Source organism: Brachybacterium hainanense (assembly GCF_042434575.1).
GTDB classification, from domain to species: domain Bacteria; phylum Actinomycetota; class Actinomycetes; order Actinomycetales; family Dermabacteraceae; genus Brachybacterium; species Brachybacterium hainanense.
The window spans coordinates 31,885-52,888 of sequence record NZ_JBHLSV010000009.1; the positions used below are offsets into that span (position 1 = coordinate 31,885).

Consider the following 21,004-nt stretch of genomic DNA (forward strand, 5'->3'; position numbering starts at 1 on the left):
CGGATCTGATGTGCCGGGCCGGGTCAGGACCCGGCCGAGGGCTCCTCCGCCTCCCCGGCGATCATCGGACCGGCCCCGAAGATCTCCTGCACGGCATCGGTCACCGAGCGGGAGACCATGCGGCTGCCGACGCCGCCGATGACCGCGCCGATGCCGAAGGGGAGCAGGCGGGCCATCCAGAGCTTGCCCGCGCGCGCCGCGATCTTGCGCCGGACCCAGTGAGAGATCTGGGTGTTGATCAGGCGCGGCACGATGCTGCTGCCGCTGCCGGCGAGCACGGTGTTCCACTGCATGCCCTGCTTGCCGAGGGTCTTGGCGATGATCCGCGTGCCCTTGTCGCCGCTCAGGACCCCGAACATGACCATCCGCCGCGTGTCGCGATCCTTCATGTCGATCCCGCGGATGTCCGCGACGGCGAGGGTCAGGAAGGCGCAGGCCTCCGCGAAGGAGGCGCCCTCGCCGATGGTGAGGCCCACGGCGGCCGCGGTGCCGAGCCCGGGCAGGGCGGCGACGCCGCCGATCCCGGCGCCGGTGGCCGTCATGAGCAGGCTGAACTTCCGGCAGACCGAGGCGATCAGCTCGTCGTCCGTGGCCTCGGGGTGCTTGGCGCGCAGCCGGGCGACGTAGGCCGCGGCGACGGGCGTCTGCACCTTGAGCGCGGCATCGATCATCTTCAGCCAGCGCTCGTCCAGGACCGTGCCGCCCTCCTGCTCTGCGGCCTCGGGCTCGATCTCCGGGACGGGGGTGCTGCGGTTCATGGTGTCTCCGATCTGCTCAGGGATCCGCTCGGGTGGTCCGCTCCCCGACGGGACGTCCGGGGACACGGTACCGGGAGAAGCTCAGGAGCGGATGACCGCCTCGCCTGTGCCGAGCCGCGCGATCTCCCCGTCGAGCCCCAGCCAGCGCACCGCCTCGGGCATGTCGGCGTAGCGCGCGACGTACCGGGACTGCACGAAGGAGCGGGGGACGCCGAGGTCGTGGCAGAGCGTGCCCGCCAGATGATCGGTCTCGTGCTGGAGGATCCGCGCCGGCCAGCCCCGGTGGACCTCCTCGACCTCGACGACGTCTCCGCGCCCGTCGACCTCGAGGCCGCGGAAGCGGATGCTGCGGGGCCTCGGCACGATCGAGCGCCAGTCCTCGACGGAGAGGCAGCCCTCCCAGGCATAGACGGTCTCGCGGCCGTCCTCCTCGAGCGCCTCGTACGCGGGGTCGAGGACGGCGCGCAGGGGGACGCCGTCGCGCTCGAGGAGGTCGTCCTCGGCATCGCGCTCGGCCCCGTCCTCCGCGGAGCGGTCCTCGATCACGAACAGCCGCATGGGGATGCCCACCTGGGGGGCGGCCAGCCCGACGCCGGGGGCGGCGCGCATGGTCACGGTCATCGCCTCGATGAGCTCGAGCAGCAGGGCGGTCGGGAGGCGGCCGTATCCGTCGCGGGCGGGAGAGCGCAGCGCCGGGTGGCCCGCCTGCACGATCCGCAGGGGTGCGCCGGCCCGGGAGCGGCGGTCGAGGGTCTTGGTCACGAGCTGGGTGAGGTCCATCCTGTGAGTATCACAGGAAGCACCCCCTGTGATGGGCTACACTCGCTCACGCCGGTGCAATGGCGCACACGAATCCGCGGACGAAGGTGTTCCGCACCGGTGAGAACAGAAACACTTCACAACGGACCGTCCGGCACGTACCTGCCGGTGAAGGGAATGGGTCACCCCCATGGCAACTGTTACTTACGACAACGCGTCGCGCGTCTACGCGGGCCAGGAGCGCCCGGCCGTCGACAGCCTCAACATCGAGATCGAGGACGGCGAGTTCCTCGTGCTCGTGGGCCCCTCGGGCTCCGGCAAGTCGACCGCGCTGCGCATGCTCGCCGGCCTCGAGGAGATCGACGGCGGCCGCATCCTGATCGGCGACCGCGACGTCACCGACGTCCCGCCGAAGGACCGCGACATCGCGATGGTCTTCCAGAACTACGCGCTGTACCCGCACATGTCGGTCGCCGACAACATGGGCTTCGCGCTGAAGATCGCGGGCACCCCGAAGGCGGAGATCCGCAAGCGCGTCGAGGAGGCCGCGAAGATCCTGGATCTCGAGGAGTACCTCGACCGCAAGCCGAAGGCGCTCTCCGGCGGTCAGCGTCAGCGCGTGGCCATGGGCCGCGCGATCGTCCGCTCCCCCCAGGTCTTCCTCATGGACGAGCCGCTGTCGAACCTCGACGCCAAGCTCCGTGTGTCCACCCGTACGCAGATCGCCTCGCTCCAGCGTCGCCTGGGCGTCACGACCGTGTACGTGACCCACGACCAGACCGAGGCCATGACGATGGGCGACCGCGTGGCCGTCCTCGCCAACGGCGTGCTCCAGCAGATCGACACGCCCCGCCGCATGTACGACCACCCGAACAACGTCTTCGTGGCGGGCTTCATCGGCTCCCCCGCGATGAACCTGATCGACTCGAAGGTGACCGATCAGGGCGTCCTGTTCGGCGGCGCGACCGTCCCGGTCGACCGCTCGATCCTGTCCGAGACCAGCCAGTCCACGGTCACCGTGGGCGTCCGCCCGGAGGATCTCGAGATCTCCACGGACGGCACCGGCCTCGCGGTCGAGGTCGACGTCGTCGAGGAGCTCGGCGCCGATGCGTACGTCTACGGGCGCCTCGCCGGCTCGGACGAGACGGCCAAGCCGATCATCGCCCGCGTCGACGGCCGCAAGCCCCCGATGAAGGGCGAGACGGTCCACTTCCGTCCCGCCCAGGGCCACCTGCACCTGTTCGACACCTCGACGGGCGCCCGCCTGGGCGACTGACGGGCTGCGTCCCGACGGCGGGCGTCCGGCTTCGGCCGGGCGCCCGCCGTCCGCGTCCCCGGGGACGGGCGATGCGGAGAACCGGTGAACACCTCACGTCCACCGGCGTCCGCTCGTGCGTGAGGACGACCCGACAGGGCACAATGGACCCCATGGCACCTCTGGAGATCACCGCGTCCCGAGCAGATCCGGCACTGCTGGACCTGCCCTGGGACGTCCCCCTCGAGGAGTGGCCCGATTCCCTGCTCGCCTCGCTGCCGCGCGGCATCTCCCGGCACGTGGTGCGCTTCGCGCGCGTGACCGGCCGGGTCCTGGCGCTCAAGGAGATCGCCCATCACCTGGCCCAGCGCGAGTACTCGATGCTGCGGCTGCTCGGGAAGCTGGGCATCCCGGCGGTCGAGCCCTTCGGCGTGGTCAGCGGGCGCGAGACCCGGGCCGGTGAGCCGCTCGACGCGGTGCTCATCACCCGGCACCTGCAGTTCTCGCTGCCCTACCGCGCCGTGTTCAGCCAGATCTCCCGGCAGGACACCGCCAAGCGGCTGATCGACGCGCTCGCAGTGCTGCTGGTGCGCCTGCATCTGGAGGGCTTCTACTGGGGCGACGTCTCCCTGTCCAACACCCTGTTCCGCCGCGATGCCGGGGCCTTCGCCGCGTACCTCGTCGACGTCGAGACCGGCACCCTGTACGAGCAGCTGTCCGACGGCCAGCGCGCCTACGACCTGGATCTCGCCCGCACGAACATCATCGGCGAGCTGTTCGACCTCCAGGCCGGGGAGCTGCTGGACGAGGAGACCGATCCGATCGAGGTCGGGGACTCGCTGCTCAGCCGCTACGAGGAGCTGTGGGCCGCGCTCACCTCGCGGGAGAGCTTCTCCTCCGACGAGCGCTGGCGCGTCTCCGCGCGGATCGAGAGGCTGAACGAGCTGGGCTTCGACGTCGACGAGCTCGAGATCACGACAGACCTCGACGGCACCACCGTGACGATCCATCCGAAGGTCGTCGACGCCGGGCATCATGCGCGCCGCCTGATGCGCCTGACGGGCATCGATGCCGGGGAGAACCAGGCCCGCCGCCTGCTCAACGACCTCGACCACTATGTGGCGCTCACGGAGCAGCAGGCCGAGGACGAGGAGTTCGTCGCCCACGAGTGGCTGCAGATGCAGTACGAGCCCGTGGTCCGCTCGATCCCCCGATCCATGCGGCAGAAGCTCGAGGCCCCCGAGTTCTTCCACGAGGTGCTCGAGCACCGCTGGTACCTCTCGGAGAAGCAGGGCCGCGACGTCCCGCTCGTGGAGGCGGCGCAGGACTACGTCGCGCATCAGCTGCCGCTGCGCCCCAACGAGAAGTCCCTCGTCACGACGGAGACCTCCGCTCTGCCGATCTTCGAGAGCTGAGGTCCCGCGGGGCGGGGCATGGATGCCCCGCCCCGCGGGGCCGTCCGTCAGCGGCGGCCGACGGCGGCGCGTGCTCCCGCGACCTCGTAGAGCGCGATCGCGGCGGCCACGGAGGCGTTGAGCGATTCCGTCGCGGACTCCATCGGGATCGAGACGACCTGATCGCACAGCTCGCGGGCCAGGCGCGAGAGCCCCTTGCCCTCGGCGCCGATCACGAGGACGACGGGCTCCGCGGCAAGGTCCATGGAGCGGGTGGTCACCTCGCCGCCCGCGTCCAGGCCGAGGGCGAACAGGCCCTGCGCCTTGAGATCGGCGATGGCGCGGTTGAGATTGGTGACCTGGGCGACGCGCACCCGGCCCGCCGCCCCGGCGGCGACCTTCCAGACGCTCGCGGTCATCGACACGCTGCGGCGCTCGGGGAGGATGACGCCATGGGCACCGAAGGCCCCGGCGCTGCGCAGGATCGCCCCCAGGTTCCGCGGATCGGTGATGCCGTCCAGGGCGATCAGCAGGGGCGCGTCGAAGGCGTCGGAGGCGATCTGCAGCAGTTCGTCGAGGTCCGCGTACTCGTACGGCGGGATCGTCAGGGACACGCCCTGGTGGACCGCGTGGTCCGTCATCCGGTCCAGGTCGGTGCGCGTGACCTCCTGGACGGGAACGCTCCGGGCCTGCGCGAGGCGCAGGATCTCCCGGACCCGATCATCGCTCTCGATCCGCACCATCACCGACAGCGCGGTCACGGGAACATCCTCGCGCAGCGCCTCGAGGACGGCGTTGCGACCGGCGACCTGATCGGATCCGGGGACCTTGCCGCCGCGCGCCCTGCCGTCCCGCCCCGTGCCGGCGCGCGCGCCGGAGGACGAGGACCCGCCGGCGTAGGCCTTGTGCCCGGGGCGATCGGTCGCCTTCGGGGTCGGACCCCTGCCCTCGAGAGCACGTCGACGCACCCCTCCGGAGCCCGTGGTCGCACCCTTCTTCGTGCGGCGGATCGCCCCGCGGCGTCCTCCGTTGCCTGCCATCATGACCTCCCGGTCGTCTCGAGCGTCCAGCGGGCGCCGTCGGGCCCGTCCTCCACACGGATCCCCGCCGCGGCGAGGTCATCGCGGATCCTGTCAGCGGCTGTCCAGTCCTTCGCGGCGCGCGCCTGCGCCCGGGCGCGGAGCTGCGCCTGCACGAGCGCGTCGAGCGCCGCATGCTCCGCCCCCGCGGAGCGGTCCTCCTGCGTCCACTGGGCATCCAGCGGGTCCAGGCCCAGCACGTCGAGCATGCCGCGCAGCTGCCCGAGGAGGGAGCCGATGCTCGCGGGATCGGCTCCTGCCCCGCCCGCGAGCAGCGCGTTCAGCTCCGTCTGGGTCCGATGGATCACCGCGAGCGCCTCCGGTACGGCGAGGTCGTCGTCGAGCGCGGCGACGAAGGCCTCCGGGAGCTGTGCGGTGCGCGGATCCTCGAGCTCCCGCCCGTCGGCGACGAGCAGCTCCCGGGCCCGCCCGGCCGTCGCGGTGAATCGGTCCCAGACGGTCGCGGCCTCCGCGAGGGCGCGGGAGTTGTACTCGACGAGCGCCCGGTAGTGGGCGCCCACGAGCGCCAGGCGCACCACGGGTGCGGGATGCGCGGCGAGCGCGTCCTCGGCGGTGACGAAGTTGTCGAGGCTCTTGCCCATCTTCAGCCCGTCGACCGTGAGCACTCCGGAGTGCATCCATCGCCGGGCGAAGCCGTAGCCGGCGGCGTGGGACTGCGCCTGCTCGTTCTCGTGGTGCGGGAAGCGCAGGTCCAGGCCGCCGGCGTGGATGTCGAAGCTCTCCCCGAGGTACTTGTGCGCCATCGCGGAGCACTCGAGGTGCCAGCCGGGACGACCGCGTCCGAAGGGCGTGTCCCAGCTGGCGGAGGCAGGCTCCTCCGGCTTGGCGGCCTTCCACAGGGCGAAGTCCTGGGGGGCGCGCTTGCCCGGCTCCGTCTCCTCCCCCGTCTCCTGCAGGTCCTCGAGGGACTGGCGGGTCAGCGAGCCGTAGTCCGGGAGCGAGGAGACGTCGAAGTAGACGGATCCCTCGCCGTCGGCGTAGGCGTGGCCGCGCCCCTTCAGCCGCTCCATGAAGGCGATCATCTCGGGGACGTGCCCGGTCGCGCGGGGCTCGTAGGTGGGGCGCACGCAGCCGACGGCGTCGAGCTGCTCGTGGAACTCGCGCTCGAAGCGCAGCGACCAGGCCCACCAGGGCCATCCCGCCTCGGCGGCCTTGGCGAGGACCTTGTCGTCGATGTCGGTGACGTTGCGGACGTAGGTCACGTCGTAGCCGCTGCGGCGCAGCCAGCGCACCAGCACGTCGAAGGCGAGGAAGGTGCGCAGGTGGCCGAGGTGCGGGGACCCCTGCGTGGTGGGGCCGCACACGTACAGCGAGACCGCCCCGTCCACCAGAGGGCGGAACGGAGCGGTCGTCCGTGTGGCGGAGTCGTGCAGCTGGAGAGTCACCGCACCATGGTACTCACGGCGGGATGGGTCAGCTGACCTGCTTGCCGTACAGCTCCTCGTAGGTGTCATCGTAGGAGACGGCGTTGCGGTGCCGGACGCCCTTGACCGCGTCGACGGCGCCCTTGGCGGTGGCGATCGTGGTCTCCGGCGCCTTGATCTTGGCGAGGTAGACGAAATAGCCGACGGCCGCGGCGATGATGCCGATCAGCACGAGGGCGCCCATGACGATGAGGAAGGCGCCCCAGGCGGGGAGCCCCAGGGCGACCAGGCCCCAGGCGGCCGCGAACAGCAGCATCACCCAGGCGCTCAGCAGGAAGAAGGCCGTCACCAGGAACAGAGCGATGCCGACGCCGGCCTTCACCGCGATGGCGGTGAACTCCTTCTTGGCGATGTCGATCTCGTGGTGGACGACGCCCAGGAGCTCGTCCTTGATGGACGCGACCAGCTCGCCGATGGACCGCTGGGTGGGCGGCGTGCTCGGGTCGTTCGTGGGGTTGATCATGGGAAGGAGCCTATCTCAGCGCGGTGCTGTGTCTTGCGGATGCTCGGGCCGGGTGTCAGTCGATGGAGACGCGCTTGCGCTTGACCGAGGCGGGCCGCGGTCCCGCGGAGGTGCTGCGGCGGCGGACGAGCGACGGGGCGACGGCGACGTCGCGCGGCGCCGCGTCATGGCCGGAGACGCGCTCGACCAGGAACTGGGCGGCGAGGGCGCCCAGCCGGTCGGAGTTCGGGTCGATGCTCGTCATCTCCGCGATGCCGGAGGAGGCCAGGGACGTGTTGCCGTACCCGGCGACCGCGAGCTGGCCGGGGACGTCGTAGCCCGCCTCGCGCGCCGCGGACAGCACGCCGACCGCGGTCACGTCGTTCGCGCAGGTGACGGCGGTGGGAACCTGGCTGCCGCGCAGCAGCATCGACCCCGCGGTCTGCCCGACCTGCTCCGTGAAGTCCCCCGGCTCGACCCGGGCGTGCTCGCCCAGGCCGTGACGGTCCATCGCGGCGCGGAAGGCGTCGGCCCGCTCGCGGGCGACGGTCGAGCCGACCCCGCCGACGTGGGCGATGTCCTCGTGGCCGAGGCTCACGAGATGGTCGACGAGGATGCCCTGGCCCACCACGTCGTCGATCCGCACCGTGTCGAAGCGTCCCGCGAAGTCCTGCGAGCAGCCGATGCCCACGAGCGGCCGGTCCCCGAGCACGTCGAGCACCGACTCGACGTCGTGGAGGTCCGAGACCATGAGGAAGCCGTCCACGCCCAGATGCATGAGCGACTCGATGGCCTCGGTGTCCGCCGCGACCGGGTACTCCGGGATCCGGCGCCGGGTCGGCACGACGACCGCGGAGCGTCCGGTCGCGGCGAGCTCGATCCGGATCGCCCGCACCAGGTCGGAGATCCAGGTGTTCCGCATCGTGTTGACCAGCACGGCCACGACGCCGCGGTGGTCGCCCGCCTGGGACAGCTCCTCGAGCGGGAAGCGCAGGCGCTCGGCCTCCTCGTGCACGCGGCTGCGCAGCTGGGGACGGATGTCCTCCATCCCGCGCAGGGCGCGCAGGGCGACGGCGCTGGAGATGCCCAGGGAGTCCGCCACGTCGCGCAGCGTGCCGCGCCCGGAGCCGGAGGCATCGCCTCCGCTCGAGGAGGTGCTGCTCAGGTCGACGGTGTCCTCGGGCTGCGTGCCCCGCGCGTTCTCGCTCATGGGTCCATTGAACCGCACGCGATGCCCTTCCCGGGCCCGGTCCGTCGCGGCCGACCCGCTCGTGTGGGGGTTATCCCCCGCTCGGCTCGGCGGCCGGCCGTCTGCCGGCCCCGCCCCGCGGCCTCTAGCGTGGAGCCCATGACATCGCACGACTCCGCACCCTCCCCGGGTGCTGCGGCCCCGCCGCCGTCCCCGCCGCCGGTCGCCGCGGACCCACCGGCCGCGGCCGAGCCCTCCGCGCCGGAGCCCGTGCGGCGCCGCCCGCACGCGATCGCGGCCGGAAGCTCGGTGATCCTGTGGTCCCTGCTCTCCTGGACCTGGGGCATCACGAGCCTCGTGCTCGTCGTCACCGGCTTCGCCTCCCTCCCCGCCCTCGGCTCCGGCCTGCTCCTGCTGATCCCCTGGATCCTGCTGATGCGCCTCGCGGCCGTCGTCGAGCGTCGACGGGCCAGCGCCGTGCACGGCATCCGGGTGACCGTGCCGGCCCGGCGGCGCTCGCAGCGCACGGGGATCGCCGGTGCGCTGCACAACCTCTGGCTCGACCTGAGCTCCCTGTCCTTCTGGGGCGCCGCCCTGCACCATCACCTCACGATGCTGAGCGCTCTGGTGGTCGGGAGCGTGGCGCTCGTCGCGCTGTGGACCAGCTGGACCGCGGTCGACATCTTCGTGCGCGCCGGATCCGTGACCATCGGGCGCGTGCACCTGGACGACGGGCTGCTCGTCGTCGGCGCGGTCTGCCTGCTCATCGCCGTCGGCGTGATCGCGCTGGGCGCGATCCTGGATCGGGTTCTGGCCCGCGCCTTCCTCTCCCGCAGCGAGCAGGAGCTCAAGGAGCAGGTCGCAGAGCTCGACCAGCGCCGCCAGGGGGCCGTGGACGCGGCCGCTCAGGAGAGGCTGCGCATCGAGCGGGACCTCCACGACGGGGTGCAGCCGCGTCTGGTCGCCCTCGCGATGACCCTCGGCATCGCGAAGTCGAAGATCGCGACCGATCCGGAGCGGGCCGCCGAGCTCGTCGGGGAGGCGCATTCCGAGGCCAAGGGGGTCATCACCGATCTGCGCCAGCTCGCCCGCGGCATACACCCCGCGGTGCTCACCGACCGCGGACTGGATCCGGCGCTGTCGGCGCTCGCCGCCCGATCCCCCATCGCCGTGGACCTCCACACCGACCTTCCGCAGCGGATGGGCCGCGAGACCGAGGGCGTGGCCTACTTCGTGGTCTCGGAGGCGCTGACGAACGTCGCCAAGCATTCCGGCGCATCCCGCGCCGCGGTCCAGGTGCGCCAGCAGGTCTCCGGCCTGGAGATCCTGATCAGCGACAACGGCCGCGGCGGTGCCGCCGTGCACCGCGGCGGGCTCGCGACCGGACAGCGCACAGGGCTCGCGGGCCTGACCGATCGGGTCCGCGCCGCAGGCGGCCGCCTCGAGCTCTCCAGTCCGCCCGGAGGCGGGACCAGCCTCCACGTCGTCCTGCCGATGCCGGCTCCGGCACCGGCGCCCCTGAAGGAGGAGATCCGATGAGGATCGTCATCGCCGAGGACGCCGTCCTCCTGCGCGCCGGGCTGGAGCGCCTGCTCGCCGATGCCGGCCATGAGGTCGTCGCCGCCGTCGAGGACGGGACCGGGCTGCTGTCCGCGGTCACGGAGCATCGGCCCGACCTCGCCGTCATCGACGTGCGCATGCCGCCGACCTTCACCGACGAGGGCGTGCGCGCCGCGGTCCTCATCCGGGAGCAGAACCCGGAGGTCGCGCTGCTCGTGCTGTCGCAGTACGTGGAGGAGCGCTACGCCTCCGAGCTCATCGCGGGCACTCCGCGCGGGCTCGGCTACGTGCTCAAGGACCGCGTGGCCGACGTCGACGAGTTCCTGGGGGTGATCGACACCGTCGGCGGCGGCGGGACCTGGCTGGACCCCGAGGTCATCCAGCAGATCCTGGTCCGCACACGGCGCCGCTCGGTGATCGAGTCCCTGACCCCGCGCGAGCGGGAGGTCCTCGAGGCGATGGCGCAGGGCCGATCGAACGCGGCGATCGCCGCGGAGCTGTTCCTGTCCGCGGGAAGCGTCGAGAAGCACATCTCCTCGCTGTTCCTGAAGCTGGGCCTCACCCCGGTCGACGGCGAGAACCGCCGCGTCATGGCCGTGCTGCGCTACCTCGAGTCGGAGGACCGATGACCACCACGATCCCGCCCCATGTCCTGTCCCCGAGCCCGCGCGGCGAACGCAGCTGGCGCGTCACCCTCACCCTCCTGGCCGGCCTGGTCGTCCTCGCGGTCCTCGCCCTGCTGGGCGCCCAGACCTTCCTCTCGTGGTGGACCCAGGGCAGCTACCAGCAGGCTCCTGCCCAGGTCGAGCTGACCGGGGCGACGTCCGTGAGCCTGCGCTCCGATGTCGGCGACATCGTGGTGATCCCGGGCGATGTCACGAGCCCGACGCTGGGCCTGGTCGAGTACGGCTCCACCCAGCTGCCCGGCGAGGACGCGACCGCCCTCGCGCGCGTGACCGTGAGCGGCACGGCCGAGTCCCCCACCGTGACGGTGCAGCAGCCCGCCATGAACGGGCCCATCCCCTGGGAGGACGACCACCGCTCGCTGCTGCTGGTCGTCCCCCAGACCGGGCTGCGGGTCACCGACGCGTACACGAGCGTCGGCGATGTGTCGATCACGGCGACGGGCCCGCAGGTCACCGCCCGCACCGACACCGGCGACGTGCATGTGCAGGACGTCCCGGCCGATGCCACGGTGAGCGCGACCTCGAACGTCGGCGACGTCGACGTGCAGATCGGGGCGGCGGGCCCCGCGTCCTCGATCGAGGCCGTCTCCGACGTGGGAGACGTGAGCGTGCTCGTGCCCGCCGGAAGCCGGTGGGCCGTCGATGCCTCCACCAGCACCGGAGAGCTCTGGATCGCCCCCGGCATCGAGTCCTCCGGGGCCGGGGATCCCGTCCTCCGCATCCGCACGAGCGTCGGGTCGGCGTCGGTCACGCGCTGAGCGGGCGCCGGATCCGGGTCGGGGCCCTCCCCGCTCCGGATCCGGTGCCGCGCGGTCACCTCCGGCCGGTGAGCCCCTGCTGGATGAGATCCATGACGGAGGAGTCCGCGAGGGTCTGGGTGTCGCCGATCGCCCGGTTCTCGGCGACATCGCGCAGGAGGCGGCGCATGATCTTGCCGGAGCGGGTCTTGGGCAGCTCGGTCACGAGCAGGACCTGCTTCGGCTTCGCGATCGGCCCGATCTCCCGGCCCACGTGCTGGCGGAGGATCTCGGAGACCTGTGCCTCACCGCCGGCCGCGGCGACCTCCTCCTCGGAGCCGCCCCGGAGGATCACGAAGGCGACGGGCGCCTGGCCGGTGGTCGCATCGCTCGCACCGACCACCGCCGCCTCGGCGACCCAGGCATGGGACACCAGGGCCGACTCGATCTCCGTGGTGGACAGGCGGTGCCCGGACACGTTCATGACGTCGTCGACGCGGCCCAGCAGCCAGATGTCGCCGTCGTCGTCGCGGCGCGCGCCGTCCCCGGCGAAGTACTTCCCGGGGAAGCGGGACCAGTAGGTCTCCTGGAAGCGCTCGGGATCACCCCAGATGCCGCGCAGCATGGAGGGCCAGGGCTCGCCGAGCACGAGGTAGCCGCCCTTGCCGGCGCCCACGCTCTCCCCCGCGTCGTTCACGACGTCGGCGACGATGCCCGGCAGCGGCACCTGCGCCGAGCCCGGCTTGGTGCTGGTCACCCCCGGCAGCGGGGAGATCATGATCGCGCCCGTCTCGGTCTGCCACCAGGTGTCCACGATCGGGCAGCGGTCCCCGCCGATCACCCGGCGGTACCACATCCACGCCTCGGGGTTGATGGATTCCCCGACGCTGCCCAGCAGGCGCAGCGAGGACAGGTCGAACTTCGCGGGGATGTCCTCGCCCCACTTCATGGCGGTGCGGATCGCGGTCGGCGAGGAGTAGAACTGGGTGACGCCGTACTTCTGGATGATCTCCCACCAGCGGCCCTGATGCGGCGTGTCCGGGGTGCCCTCGTAGATGACCTGCGTGGCGCGGTTGGCCATCGGACCGTAGACGACGTAGGAGTGCCCGGTGACCCAGCCGACGTCCGCCGTGCACCAGTACACGTCGGTGTCGGGCTTCAGGTCGAAGACGGCGCGGTGCGTGTAGGAGGTCTGGGTGAGATAGCCGCCGGTGGTGTGGACGATGCCCTTGGGCTTCCCCGTGGTGCCGGAGGTGTACAGGATGTACAGGGGGTGCTCGGCCTCGACCCAGACGGGCTCGTGCTCGGTCGAGGCGCTCTCGCGCAGGTCATGCCACCACAGGTCGCGACCCTCGGTCCAGGCGACCTCGCCGCCGGTGCGGCGCACGACGATCACGTTCGTGACCGACGGCGCGCCGTGGGCGAGGGCCTCGTCGACGGCGGGCTTGAGCGGCATGGCCTTGCCCCGACGGAACTGGCCGTCGGCGGTGATGACGACCTTCGCCTCCGCGTCCTCCATCCGGGAGCGCAGCGCGTCCGCGCTGAAGCCGCCGAAGACCACGGAGTGCGGGGCGCCGATGCGGGCGCAGGCCAGCATCGCGAACGCGGCCTCGGGGATCATCGGCAGGTAGATGCCGACGCGGTCGCCGGTCTGCACGCCGAGCTCGACGAGCACGTTCGCGAGGCGGCTGATCTCGTCCTTCACCTGCGCGTAGGTGTACGTCGCATCGCTGCCGTCCTCGTACTCGGCCAGGAGGGCGATCTGGTCACCGTGCCCCGACTCGACGTGGCGGTCCACGCAGTTGTAGGCCGCGTTGAGCCGACCGTCGGCGAACCACTTCGCGAACGGCGGGTTCGTCCAGTCGAGGACCTCGGTGAAGGGGGTCTCCCAGCTGAGGAGGCTGGCCTGGTTCCGCCAGAACTCCTCGCGGTCGCGCTCCGCCTCGAGGTAGAGGGAGGGGCGAGCGACCGCGTCCTTCACGAACTCGGAGCTCGGGGGGAAGCTGCGCGTCTCGGTCGAGAGGCTGTCGATTCCGTCGGGGGCGTCGTCGGGCATCATCGCTCCTGGTCTGCTGGGCCTGCGGCCCGGAACTGTGGGCGGAGCCACGTTATCGCACCTTCGCAGCGCTCAGGCACCCTCGCTCATGTGCACCTCGATCACGGTTCCGTCAGGATCGGTCACGTGCACGGAGCGCGCAGGGGCACCCTCGACCAGGTGCGCCGCATATCCGGCATCGGCGAGGCGCCGGGCGAGCGCCTCGAGATCCTCGCTCGTCTCGAAGCCGAGGCGCACCTGGAGGCTCGAGCCGAACTCGGAGCCGGTCCCGCGCGTGCGCCGTCCTCCCGCGTCCCCCGCGATCGGCGCGTGCAGCCCGATGGTGCCGGCGCGGCCGGGTCCGCGCAGCGCCTGCCAGTGCTCGTCGCCCTCGCCCGCCGGGAGGAAGCCGAAGCGGGCGAACCAGGCGGCATCCCGCGCGAAGTCGTCGCTGCTGAGGACGGCGACGACCTCGAGGCGCGGGTCCGCGCCCGAGGGATCGTGGCCCTCGTACCCGTAGGTGTCCTCCTGGTCCTCGTTCAGGCCGATGCTCTCCCCCGCGGGCCCGGCGACGACGCCCTGCTTGCCGTAGGTCTCGTCCCAGGTCCTCACCGCCAGCCCCGCCTCGCGGAGCTCGGCGGCGGCCGCCATGGTGTCCGGCACGGCGAGGCAGAGGTCGGTGTCGCCGCTGCGGGCCCCGCCCTCGGAGCCGGAGGCGCTGTGCACCATGACGCGGCCGGCCCCGGCGTGCAGCTCGCCGAAGGTGCCATCCCCGGCGGTCAGCTGGGGCGCGAGGCCCAGGGTGCGCAGGAAGGTGATCATGGCGGCGGGATGGGCGGTGAACCGCAGGGGGTAGACGTGGAACGGGGTGCGGGCGGCGGATCCGTCGGGGTTCGAGGTCATCGTTCTTCCTTCTCTTCTCGTGTCTGCTCGTGCCTGTCGGCGGTGCCGGCCGGCGACTCGCTCAGCGGCGGTCCTCGCCATGGGCGAGGAGATATTCCTGGAGAGCGCGTTCGACGAGGGCCGACAGGCTCGCACCCTCGTCGATCGCGCGATGCTTCACCGCGGTCACCAGAGGCCGCGGCAGGTAGACGTTGAACTGGACCTTCTCGGCTGTCATGCAAGAATGCTAGCACTCTAGTGACTGTCGGGGACGGGCCCTCACCCGGATGCGGCGCCTCCGCCCGCGGGCCGACAGCCGCGCATCGGCGAGGAACCGCCCCGACCAGCGCGGGTCTCGTCCATGATGGACCCGTCCCCCGGAAGCACGGCTTCTCCGCGGACGTACCGAGAGCACCACCGACAGCCCCGGCAGGAGGCGCGCAGACGATGGCGGAGGATGTGCACGAGAGCCGCCGGCCCGTCCTCATCACGGGGGCCAGCGGCGGCATCGGCGGCGCCCTCGCGCTGCAGCTCGCCCGGCCGGGCTCGCACCTCGTCCTCAGCGGCCGCGACGCCTCCGCCCTCGAGCGCGTCGCCGGGCAGGCCCGCGACCGCGGCGCCCGGGTGAGCGTCCGGCCCCTGGACCTGCGCGATGCGGCCGCGGTCGAGCAGCTCGCCGCGACGACGTTGCACGAGGACGGCACGCCCGCCGCGGTCGTCTGCTGCGCCGGGCGGTCCCTGCATCGAGGACTCGAGGCGACGTTCGGACGCGCGCACGACCTCGCGCGGATGAGCGCGGTCAACCTCGTCGGGACGGGCGGGCTGATCCTGGCCCTGCTCGAGCCGATGTGCGCCGCAGGCTCCGGGACGATCATCGCCGTCACCAGTGCGAGCGCCCGCATCCCGGCCCCGGGCTGGGCCGCCTACGGGGCCTCGAAGGCGGGCTTGGACACCTGGCTGCGGGCCCTGCGTCCCGAGGCGGCCCGCCACGGCGTGCGGATCGCCATCGCCGAGGTCCCCCTGGTCGCGACCGCCATGTCGCAGCCGTGCTACGGCGCGTCCCCGCGCGGAGCTCTCACCCCCGAGCAGGGGGCGGCCTTCGTCGCCCGTGCTCTGCGCCCCGGCCGCACCCTCATCAGCCCATGGTGGACGCGCCTCGCCGCCCCGCTCGCGCAGGCGCTGCCGTCCGCCTCCGCGCGGGCGGCGGGGGCGCTCGCCCGTCTCGCCGTGCAGGCGTCGCGCCGATGAGGGGCCTCGCCCCCGCCCGCGCCCTCGCTCTGCGGGCACGCCTCACACCGCGCGCGGTCGTGCTCATCGACGAGGAGGGCCCGCTCACCGCGGCGGATCTGCTCGACCACGCCCGGACCCGGGCGTCCGAGGACCCGACGGTCGCCCTCTCCCCCGCCCCTCTGCGCGAGATCCTCGCCCGCATCTGCACACCCGGCGCCGAGGCCGTGATCCTCCGGTCCTCCGGCACCACCGGAGCCCCCGTCCCGCACCCGCGCACCGCACCGAGCCTCGCGCAGCTCCGCACCGGCCTCGACCTCGCCCGACGGCTGGGCATGCGCCCCGGGCGGACCCTCGCCTGCGCCGCCCCCGGCGAGCACGGGCACGGACTCGCCACCGCCCTCGGCGCTCTCGTCCTCGGGATGCGGCTCGTGGACATCACCCGGGTCTCTCCATCCGGGGCCCATGCGCTCCTGTCCCGCACGCGTCCCGACCTGATCTCCGGCGTCCCCGTGCATCTGCTGGACCTCGCACGCTCCGGCCCGCTCCCGATCGAGGTCGCCGTCAGCGGCTCCGATGTGCTCCGCGAGGCGGCACGCGCGGAGCTCCGCCGGGCGGGGATCGGCCGGATCCACGACGTCTACGGGGCTACGGAGACCGGGTCGGTGAGCGTGGACGGGACGCCGCTGCGAGGGGTGCGGGTCCGCGCGGCGGACGGACTGCTCCATGTGCGCAGCCCGTTCACCGGCGGTCGGGAGATCGTCACCGACCGGGGCCTGATCGACGAGCACGGGCGCGTGCAGGTCCTGGGGAGGGCGGACGGCCGCCTCGTGACCGGAGGCATGATGCACGACCCGTCGGAGGTGGCGGAGCTCCTCGCCGAGCTCCCGGGCATCGCCGCAGCGGACATCGATGTCGTGGCCGACGCACGGTTCGGCTCGCGCACCCGGGCGCGCGTGCGCCTGGCCGCCGGGGCGGCCCTGGCGGGGACCGGGGCCCCGGGGCTCGCGCAGATGCTGCGGGACCGGGTGCGCAGCAGCCTCGGCCCGGCGGCCGTGCCCCGCGAGGTCGTGCTCGAGGCCGGGGACGAGGAGATCAGCAGTCCGGACGCGAGACCGGGACCGCGGTGACCGCGAGCCCTCCCATCGCCGTCTCCTTGTAGCGCTCGGACATGTCCCGTCCGGTCTGGCGCATCGTCTCGATGACCGTGTCCAGGGAGACGAAGTGCTCCCCGGTGCCGCGCAGCGCGAAGCGGGCCGCGGTGATCGCCTTCACGGCGGCCATCGCATTGCGCTCGATGCAGGGGATCTGCACGAGTCCGCCGATCGGATCGCAGGTCAGACCGAGATTGTGCTCCATCGCGATCTCAGCGGCGTTCTCGACCTGCGGGGGCTTGCCGCCCATCACCTCCGCGAGGCCCGCGGCCGCCATCGAGCAGGCCGAGCCGACCTCCCCCTGACAGCCGACCTCGGCCCCGGAGATGGAGGCGTGCTCCTTGAACAGGGAGCCGACCGCCGCCGCGGCCAGCAGGAAGCGGACCGCGACCTCCTCGGGATCGACATCGGCCAGGTAGGTCGTCGCGAAGTGCAGCACGGCCGGGATGATGCCGGCGGCGCCGTTGGTCGGAGCGGTGACCACGCGCCCTCCGGCCGCGTTCTCCTCGTTCACGGCGAGCGCCGCGAGCGAGACCCATTCGAAGGCGTTCATCGCGAGCCTGTCCGGGTCCTCGACCTGCAGGCTCTCGTACCACGGGGCGGCGCGCCGCGCGACCCCGAGGCCGCCCGGGAGCGTGCCGTGGGTCCGCACGCCCCGCTCGATGCAGTCGCTCATGGCCCGCCAGATCCGCAGCGCGCCACGGCGGATCTCCTCGTCGCTGCGCCACTGCCGCTCGCGCTCGAGCATCGCCTCGGACACGGAGATGCCGCGCTCCGCGCACACGCGCAGCAGCTCCGCGCCGGAGGTGAAGACCTGCGAGCCGCCGCTCTCCTCGGCGACGACCGCGGCGATCGGCCGGCTCATGTCCTCCGCGTCGACGACGAAGCCTCCGCCGATCGAGAACATCGGCCGGCGCACCAGCTCATGGCCCGCGGCGTCCAGGGCGATGAAGATCATGCCGTTGGAGTGCTGGGGGAGGAAGGTCAGCGGATGCAGGACGATGTCCTCGGGGCGCAGGGACACCTCGCGCCGGCCGTCCAGCAGGAGGCCGCCGTGCTCAGCGATCCGGGCGACGCGCTCCCGTCCCCCGATCGGGTCGACCGTCTCGGGGTCCGCGCCCTCGAGGCCCATGACGATCGCGTCCAGGGTGCCGTGGCCGTGTCCGGTCGCGGCGAGGGAGCCGTACAGGTGGACCTGCACGTCGGCGACCTGCGCGCCGATCCCGGGGGTGTCCAGCACCTCCTGCGCGAAGCCTGCGGCGGCGCGCATCGGTCCCACCGTGTGGGAGCTGGACGGTCCGATGCCGATCTTGAACAGATCGAACAGGCTCACGCTCACCGGGAGCCTCCCCGGCGCGGCGGCCGCCCGCCGGCCCGGGGGCGGCCGCCGCGGCCCGAGGAGGAGCCGGCCCGCGAGGCCTTGGCGCCGGGCCGTCCGGAGGTCTCCTCCCAGGACGCACGCCGCTCCTCGTTCATGCGCCGGGTCTCGGCGAGCTCGCGGCTCGCCCCGCCGCGACGTCCGAAGTCGAGCTTGCGCGGCGCGCCCTTGTGCTTGATGCGGGCCGGGTCCGGGACGGCCTCGCCCGAGGGCCGGCGCCCGCCCAGGTCCACGAGCGCCTGCGCCGCGGCGTCGGCGGCCTCCGCCTCGATCGGCACGACATCCGCCGTCTGCACGATGTCGCGGGTGGAGCCCAGCTGATGGGGCAGCGCGAGGGTGACGACGGTGCCGCTGGCCCCCGCGCGGGCGGTGCGCCCGGAGCGGTGCACGTACTCCTTCACGTCGGTCGCGGGATCGACGTGCACGACCATCGAGACGTCGTCGATGTGCAGGCCGCGGGCGGCGACATCGGTCGCCACAAGCACGGGGAAGGCGCCTTCGCGGAAGCCCGCGAGGACGTTGGTGCGCAGTCCCTGCTGCTTGTTCCCGTGCAGGGCGGCGGCGCCCACGCCGACCTCGATCAGCTCCTGGGCGACGCGCTCCGCGCCCAGCTGGGTGCGCGTGAACATGAGGGTCCGGCCGCGGCGGGCGCCGAGCTGCGCGGTGATCTGCCGCTTCTGCTTGGGATTGATGGCGAGCACGTGGTGCGTCATCGTCTTCACCGCCGCGCTGACCGGAGTGGTCTCATGCGAGACGGGATCGATGAGGAAGCGGTCGATGATCTGCTCCACCTGCCCGTCGAGCGTCGCGGAGAAGAGCATCTTCTGCGATCCCATCGGCGTCGCGGCGAGGATCCGGGTGACGTCCTCGAGGAAGCCGAGATCGGCCATGTGATCGGCCTCGTCGATGACGGTGGTCTCCACGCGGTCGAGGAACAGGGCCTCCCGGGCGGCGAGGTCCAGCAGCCGGCCCGGTGTGGCCACGACGATCTCGACCCCGCGGGCCAGGGCCTCGGCCTGCTTGTCGATGTTCATGCCGCCGGCGACCAGCTGGGCACGGATCCTCACGGCCCGGGCGAAGGGGTGGATGGTGTCCACCACCTGCACGGCGAGCTCGCGGGTGGGCACCAGGACCACGCCCAGCGGGCGACGGCGGTGCACCTTGCGACCCCGGAAGCGGGCGGTCATCGACAGGGCGAAGGCGAGGGTCTTGCCGCTGCCGGTCTCCGCGCGGGCGAGCACGTCGCGGCCCGCGAGGGCATCGGGCAGGATCGCCTCCTGGATCTCGAAGGCGCGGTCGAGGCCCTGCTGGGCGAGGACGGCCAGCAGCTCCTCGGGAAGCGCCATGTCTTCGAACCGCTCGCTGCGGTGAGCGGAGCGGCGACGGGCCTTGGGCATGGTGATCCTCCTGACGATGCGGACCCGTCCATCATCGCGCATGGAAGACTGGAGCCACGATGATGCGCACACTCATGTCCTCGAAGATCCACCGCGGGACGGTCACGCAGGCCGATCTGCACTACGTCGGCTCGATCACGATCGACGCCGACCTGCTCGATGCTGCCGGAATCCTGGAGAACGAGCAGGTCACGGTCGTGGACATCGACAACGGATCGCGGCTGGTGACCTATGCGATCGCGGGCGAGCGCGGCAGCGGTGTGATCGGCATCAACGGTGCCGCAGCTCACCTCGTGGCTCCCGGGCACCTCGTGATCATCATGGCCTACGGCCTGTTCACCGAGGCGGAGGCCCGCGCGCACCGTCCTCAGGTCGTGCACGTCGACGCCCGCAACCGGATCGTGGCCCTCGGCAGCGACGGCGCCGCACCGGTCCCCGGCGACGCCTCCCAGATCTCCGGCCGAGAGAGCGCCGGGGTCCGATGACCCTCGCGCGCCTCCTCCCCCTGGTCCCGGACCGCGGCGAGGGAGGCGGCGCCGCATGATGGGCGTTCTGTCCGGATTCTTCATCGTCTGGGCCCTCATCGCGATCGGCTGGGGCATCGGCCGCACCGGCGTCCTCGGCGACCAGGCGCGCTTCGTCCTGAACCGGGTCACGTTCTTCCTCGCCTCCCCCGCCCTGGTCCTCACCGCGCTGCTGACCTCGGACCTGCGACAGGTCCTCTCGGCGCCGATGCTCGTGGCCGGGGCCTCGGGGCTGCTGACCGGAGGCCTGCTCGTGGTGGGGCTGCGGCTGCTGACCTCCCGGCGAGGACCCGATCTGATCATCGCGGCCGTCAGCGGCTCGGTCGTCAACGGCGCGAACATGGGCTTCCCCATCGCGCTGTACGTGCTGGGCGACATCTCCCACGCCCTGCCCGTGATCCTGTTCCAGCAGGCCGTGTACACGCCGCTGTACCTCTTCCTGCTGCATGCGGCGACGCAGGACGGGAAGGCCGGGCTCGGCGGGGTGCTGCGGAACATCGGCGCGAACCCGACGATCCTCATGGCGGTCCTCGGGCTGGTCCTGGTCAGCGCGGGCGTCACCCTCCCCCCGGTGGTCCTCGAGCCCTTCGAGGCGCTCGCGGACATGGCGATCCCCGGCATGCTGCTGGCCTACGGCATCTCGCTGATCGGCTCGGCCCCGTATGCGAAGGGCGCCGGCTACCGCGGGCTCATCATGGTCTCCTCCCTCGCGAAGCTCGTGCTCATGCCGCTGATCGCTCTCGGCATCGGCGCGGCGATCGGGATGCGCGGCCATGACCTGTACGCCGTCGTGGTGATGGCGGCGCTCCCCACGGCGCAGAACGTGTACGTCGCGGCGTCCCGCTATGAGGCCTCGGAGGAGCTGGCCCGGGACACGGTGCTGACCACGACGGTCGGCACGGTCGTGGTCCTGCTGGCCCTGTCGGCGGTCCTCGGGATGTAGCCCGCGGCGCACCAGGTTGGCCGGGCGGGGGCCGCGGCGTAGACTGAGCCCGTGGCTCGTCGTCTTCAGCTTCCGTAGCCGCGTCGTACCCAGGCCGCTCGCCGTCGCTCCCCGCGGAGCGCCCGGCCCCGCGGCACCGACGCGGCTCCCCTCGTGCGCA

The 21,004-nt window shown here is 72.5% G+C and carries 20 protein-coding genes; 9 read left to right on the top strand and 11 right to left on the bottom strand.

Annotated elements, in window-relative coordinates:
- Positions 1–23 precede the first annotated feature (23 nt).
- The gene (locus ACFFF6_RS09010) at positions 24–758 is read right to left on the bottom strand and encodes a hypothetical protein (RefSeq protein WP_376980028.1); all 735 of its coding nucleotides are present in this window, start codon (positions 756–758) and stop codon (positions 24–26) included.
- An 81-nt stretch (positions 759–839) separates the two neighbouring features.
- Positions 840–1,538: a peptide deformylase gene (locus tag ACFFF6_RS09015; RefSeq protein ID WP_376980029.1), complete on the bottom strand. Its 699-nt coding sequence runs from the start codon at positions 1,536–1,538 to the stop codon at positions 840–842.
- A 169-nt stretch (positions 1,539–1,707) separates the two neighbouring features.
- Here ACFFF6_RS09015 and ACFFF6_RS09020 point away from each other — a divergent pair, with 169 nt between their 5' ends.
- The gene (locus tag ACFFF6_RS09020) at positions 1,708–2,793 is read left to right on the top strand and encodes an ABC transporter ATP-binding protein (RefSeq protein ID WP_376980030.1); all 1,086 of its coding nucleotides are present in this window, start codon (positions 1,708–1,710) and stop codon (positions 2,791–2,793) included.
- A 152-nt stretch (positions 2,794–2,945) separates the two neighbouring features.
- Positions 2,946–4,187: a DUF4032 domain-containing protein gene (locus ACFFF6_RS09025; RefSeq protein WP_376980031.1), complete on the top strand. Its 1,242-nt coding sequence runs from the start codon at positions 2,946–2,948 to the stop codon at positions 4,185–4,187.
- Positions 4,188–4,234: 47 nt separating this feature from the next.
- Here ACFFF6_RS09025 and rlmB read toward each other — a convergent pair whose 3' ends face one another.
- The 4 genes from rlmB to ACFFF6_RS09045 are packed head-to-tail and all read right to left on the bottom strand — an operon-like array spanning position 4,235 to position 8,342.
- Positions 4,235–5,206, bottom strand: a complete 972-nt coding sequence (gene rlmB / locus ACFFF6_RS09030; protein ID WP_376980129.1) for a 23S rRNA (guanosine(2251)-2'-O)-methyltransferase RlmB — start codon at positions 5,204–5,206, stop codon at positions 4,235–4,237.
- Complete coding sequence (cysS, locus tag ACFFF6_RS09035) at positions 5,206–6,651, bottom strand: cysteine--tRNA ligase (RefSeq protein ID WP_376980032.1); 1,446 nt, start codon at positions 6,649–6,651, stop codon at positions 5,206–5,208. The genes rlmB and cysS overlap by 1 nt, the downstream gene beginning before the upstream one ends.
- A 28-nt stretch (positions 6,652–6,679) precedes the next feature.
- Positions 6,680–7,153 (bottom strand): phage holin family protein, encoded by a 474-nt coding sequence (locus tag ACFFF6_RS09040; RefSeq protein ID WP_376980033.1) that lies wholly within the window; start codon positions 7,151–7,153, stop codon positions 6,680–6,682.
- Positions 7,154–7,208: 55 nt separating this feature from the next.
- Positions 7,209–8,342, bottom strand: a complete 1,134-nt coding sequence (locus ACFFF6_RS09045) for a LacI family DNA-binding transcriptional regulator (RefSeq protein WP_376980034.1) — start codon at positions 8,340–8,342, stop codon at positions 7,209–7,211.
- Between the two features lie 138 nt (positions 8,343–8,480).
- Between ACFFF6_RS09045 and ACFFF6_RS09050 the strand changes: the two genes are divergently transcribed.
- From ACFFF6_RS09050 to ACFFF6_RS09060, 3 genes are read left to right on the top strand one after another with little or no spacing between them, the layout of a single operon-like run.
- Positions 8,481–9,860: a sensor histidine kinase gene (locus tag ACFFF6_RS09050; protein ID WP_376980035.1), complete on the top strand. Its 1,380-nt coding sequence runs from the start codon at positions 8,481–8,483 to the stop codon at positions 9,858–9,860.
- Entirely contained in the window at positions 9,857–10,510 is a 654-nt protein-coding gene (locus ACFFF6_RS09055; RefSeq protein WP_376980036.1) for a LuxR C-terminal-related transcriptional regulator, read from the top strand. The genes ACFFF6_RS09050 and ACFFF6_RS09055 overlap by 4 nt, the downstream gene beginning before the upstream one ends.
- Entirely contained in the window at positions 10,507–11,325 is an 819-nt protein-coding gene (locus tag ACFFF6_RS09060) for a hypothetical protein (protein ID WP_376980037.1), read from the top strand. Before ACFFF6_RS09055 ends, ACFFF6_RS09060 begins: the two co-directional genes overlap by 4 nt.
- Positions 11,326–11,380: 55 nt before the next feature.
- Here ACFFF6_RS09060 and acs read toward each other — a convergent pair whose 3' ends face one another.
- The 3 genes from acs to ACFFF6_RS09075 all read right to left on the bottom strand — a co-directional run bounded on the left by acs (position 11,381) and on the right by ACFFF6_RS09075 (position 14,459).
- Positions 11,381–13,360: an acetate--CoA ligase gene (gene acs / locus ACFFF6_RS09065; RefSeq protein WP_376980130.1), complete on the bottom strand. Its 1,980-nt coding sequence runs from the start codon at positions 13,358–13,360 to the stop codon at positions 11,381–11,383.
- A 72-nt stretch (positions 13,361–13,432) separates the two neighbouring features.
- Entirely contained in the window at positions 13,433–14,242 is an 810-nt protein-coding gene (locus tag ACFFF6_RS09070) for a hypothetical protein (RefSeq protein WP_376980038.1), read from the bottom strand.
- Between the two features lie 61 nt (positions 14,243–14,303).
- Entirely contained in the window at positions 14,304–14,459 is a 156-nt protein-coding gene (locus ACFFF6_RS09075) for a ribbon-helix-helix domain-containing protein (RefSeq protein WP_376980039.1), read from the bottom strand.
- Between the two features lie 209 nt (positions 14,460–14,668).
- Between ACFFF6_RS09075 and ACFFF6_RS09080 the strand changes: the two genes are divergently transcribed.
- Together ACFFF6_RS09080 and ACFFF6_RS09085 are read left to right on the top strand one after the other, a co-directional pair.
- Complete coding sequence (locus ACFFF6_RS09080; protein ID WP_376980040.1) at positions 14,669–15,469, top strand: SDR family NAD(P)-dependent oxidoreductase; 801 nt, start codon at positions 14,669–14,671, stop codon at positions 15,467–15,469.
- Complete coding sequence (locus ACFFF6_RS09085; protein WP_376980041.1) at positions 15,466–16,578, top strand: AMP-binding protein; 1,113 nt, start codon at positions 15,466–15,468, stop codon at positions 16,576–16,578. The genes ACFFF6_RS09080 and ACFFF6_RS09085 overlap by 4 nt, the downstream gene beginning before the upstream one ends.
- Here ACFFF6_RS09085 and ACFFF6_RS09090 read toward each other — a convergent pair.
- Complete coding sequence (locus tag ACFFF6_RS09090; RefSeq protein ID WP_376980042.1) at positions 16,544–17,941, bottom strand: L-serine ammonia-lyase; 1,398 nt, start codon at positions 17,939–17,941, stop codon at positions 16,544–16,546. The genes ACFFF6_RS09085 and ACFFF6_RS09090 overlap by 35 nt on opposite strands.
- Entirely contained in the window at positions 17,938–19,377 is a 1,440-nt protein-coding gene (locus ACFFF6_RS09095; protein ID WP_376980043.1) for a DEAD/DEAH box helicase, read from the bottom strand. The genes ACFFF6_RS09090 and ACFFF6_RS09095 overlap by 4 nt, the downstream gene beginning before the upstream one ends.
- A 59-nt stretch (positions 19,378–19,436) precedes the next feature.
- On the opposite strand from ACFFF6_RS09095, the gene panD reads away from it, so the two are divergent.
- Both panD and ACFFF6_RS09105 read left to right on the top strand, forming a co-directional pair.
- On the top strand, positions 19,437–19,862 hold the full coding sequence (gene panD, locus ACFFF6_RS09100) for an aspartate 1-decarboxylase (protein WP_376980044.1): 426 nt from the start codon (positions 19,437–19,439) through the stop codon (positions 19,860–19,862).
- A gap of 55 nt (positions 19,863–19,917) precedes the next feature.
- Positions 19,918–20,844, top strand: a complete 927-nt coding sequence (locus tag ACFFF6_RS09105; RefSeq protein WP_376980045.1) for an AEC family transporter — start codon at positions 19,918–19,920, stop codon at positions 20,842–20,844.
- The last annotated feature ends 160 nt before the right edge of the window (positions 20,845–21,004 follow it).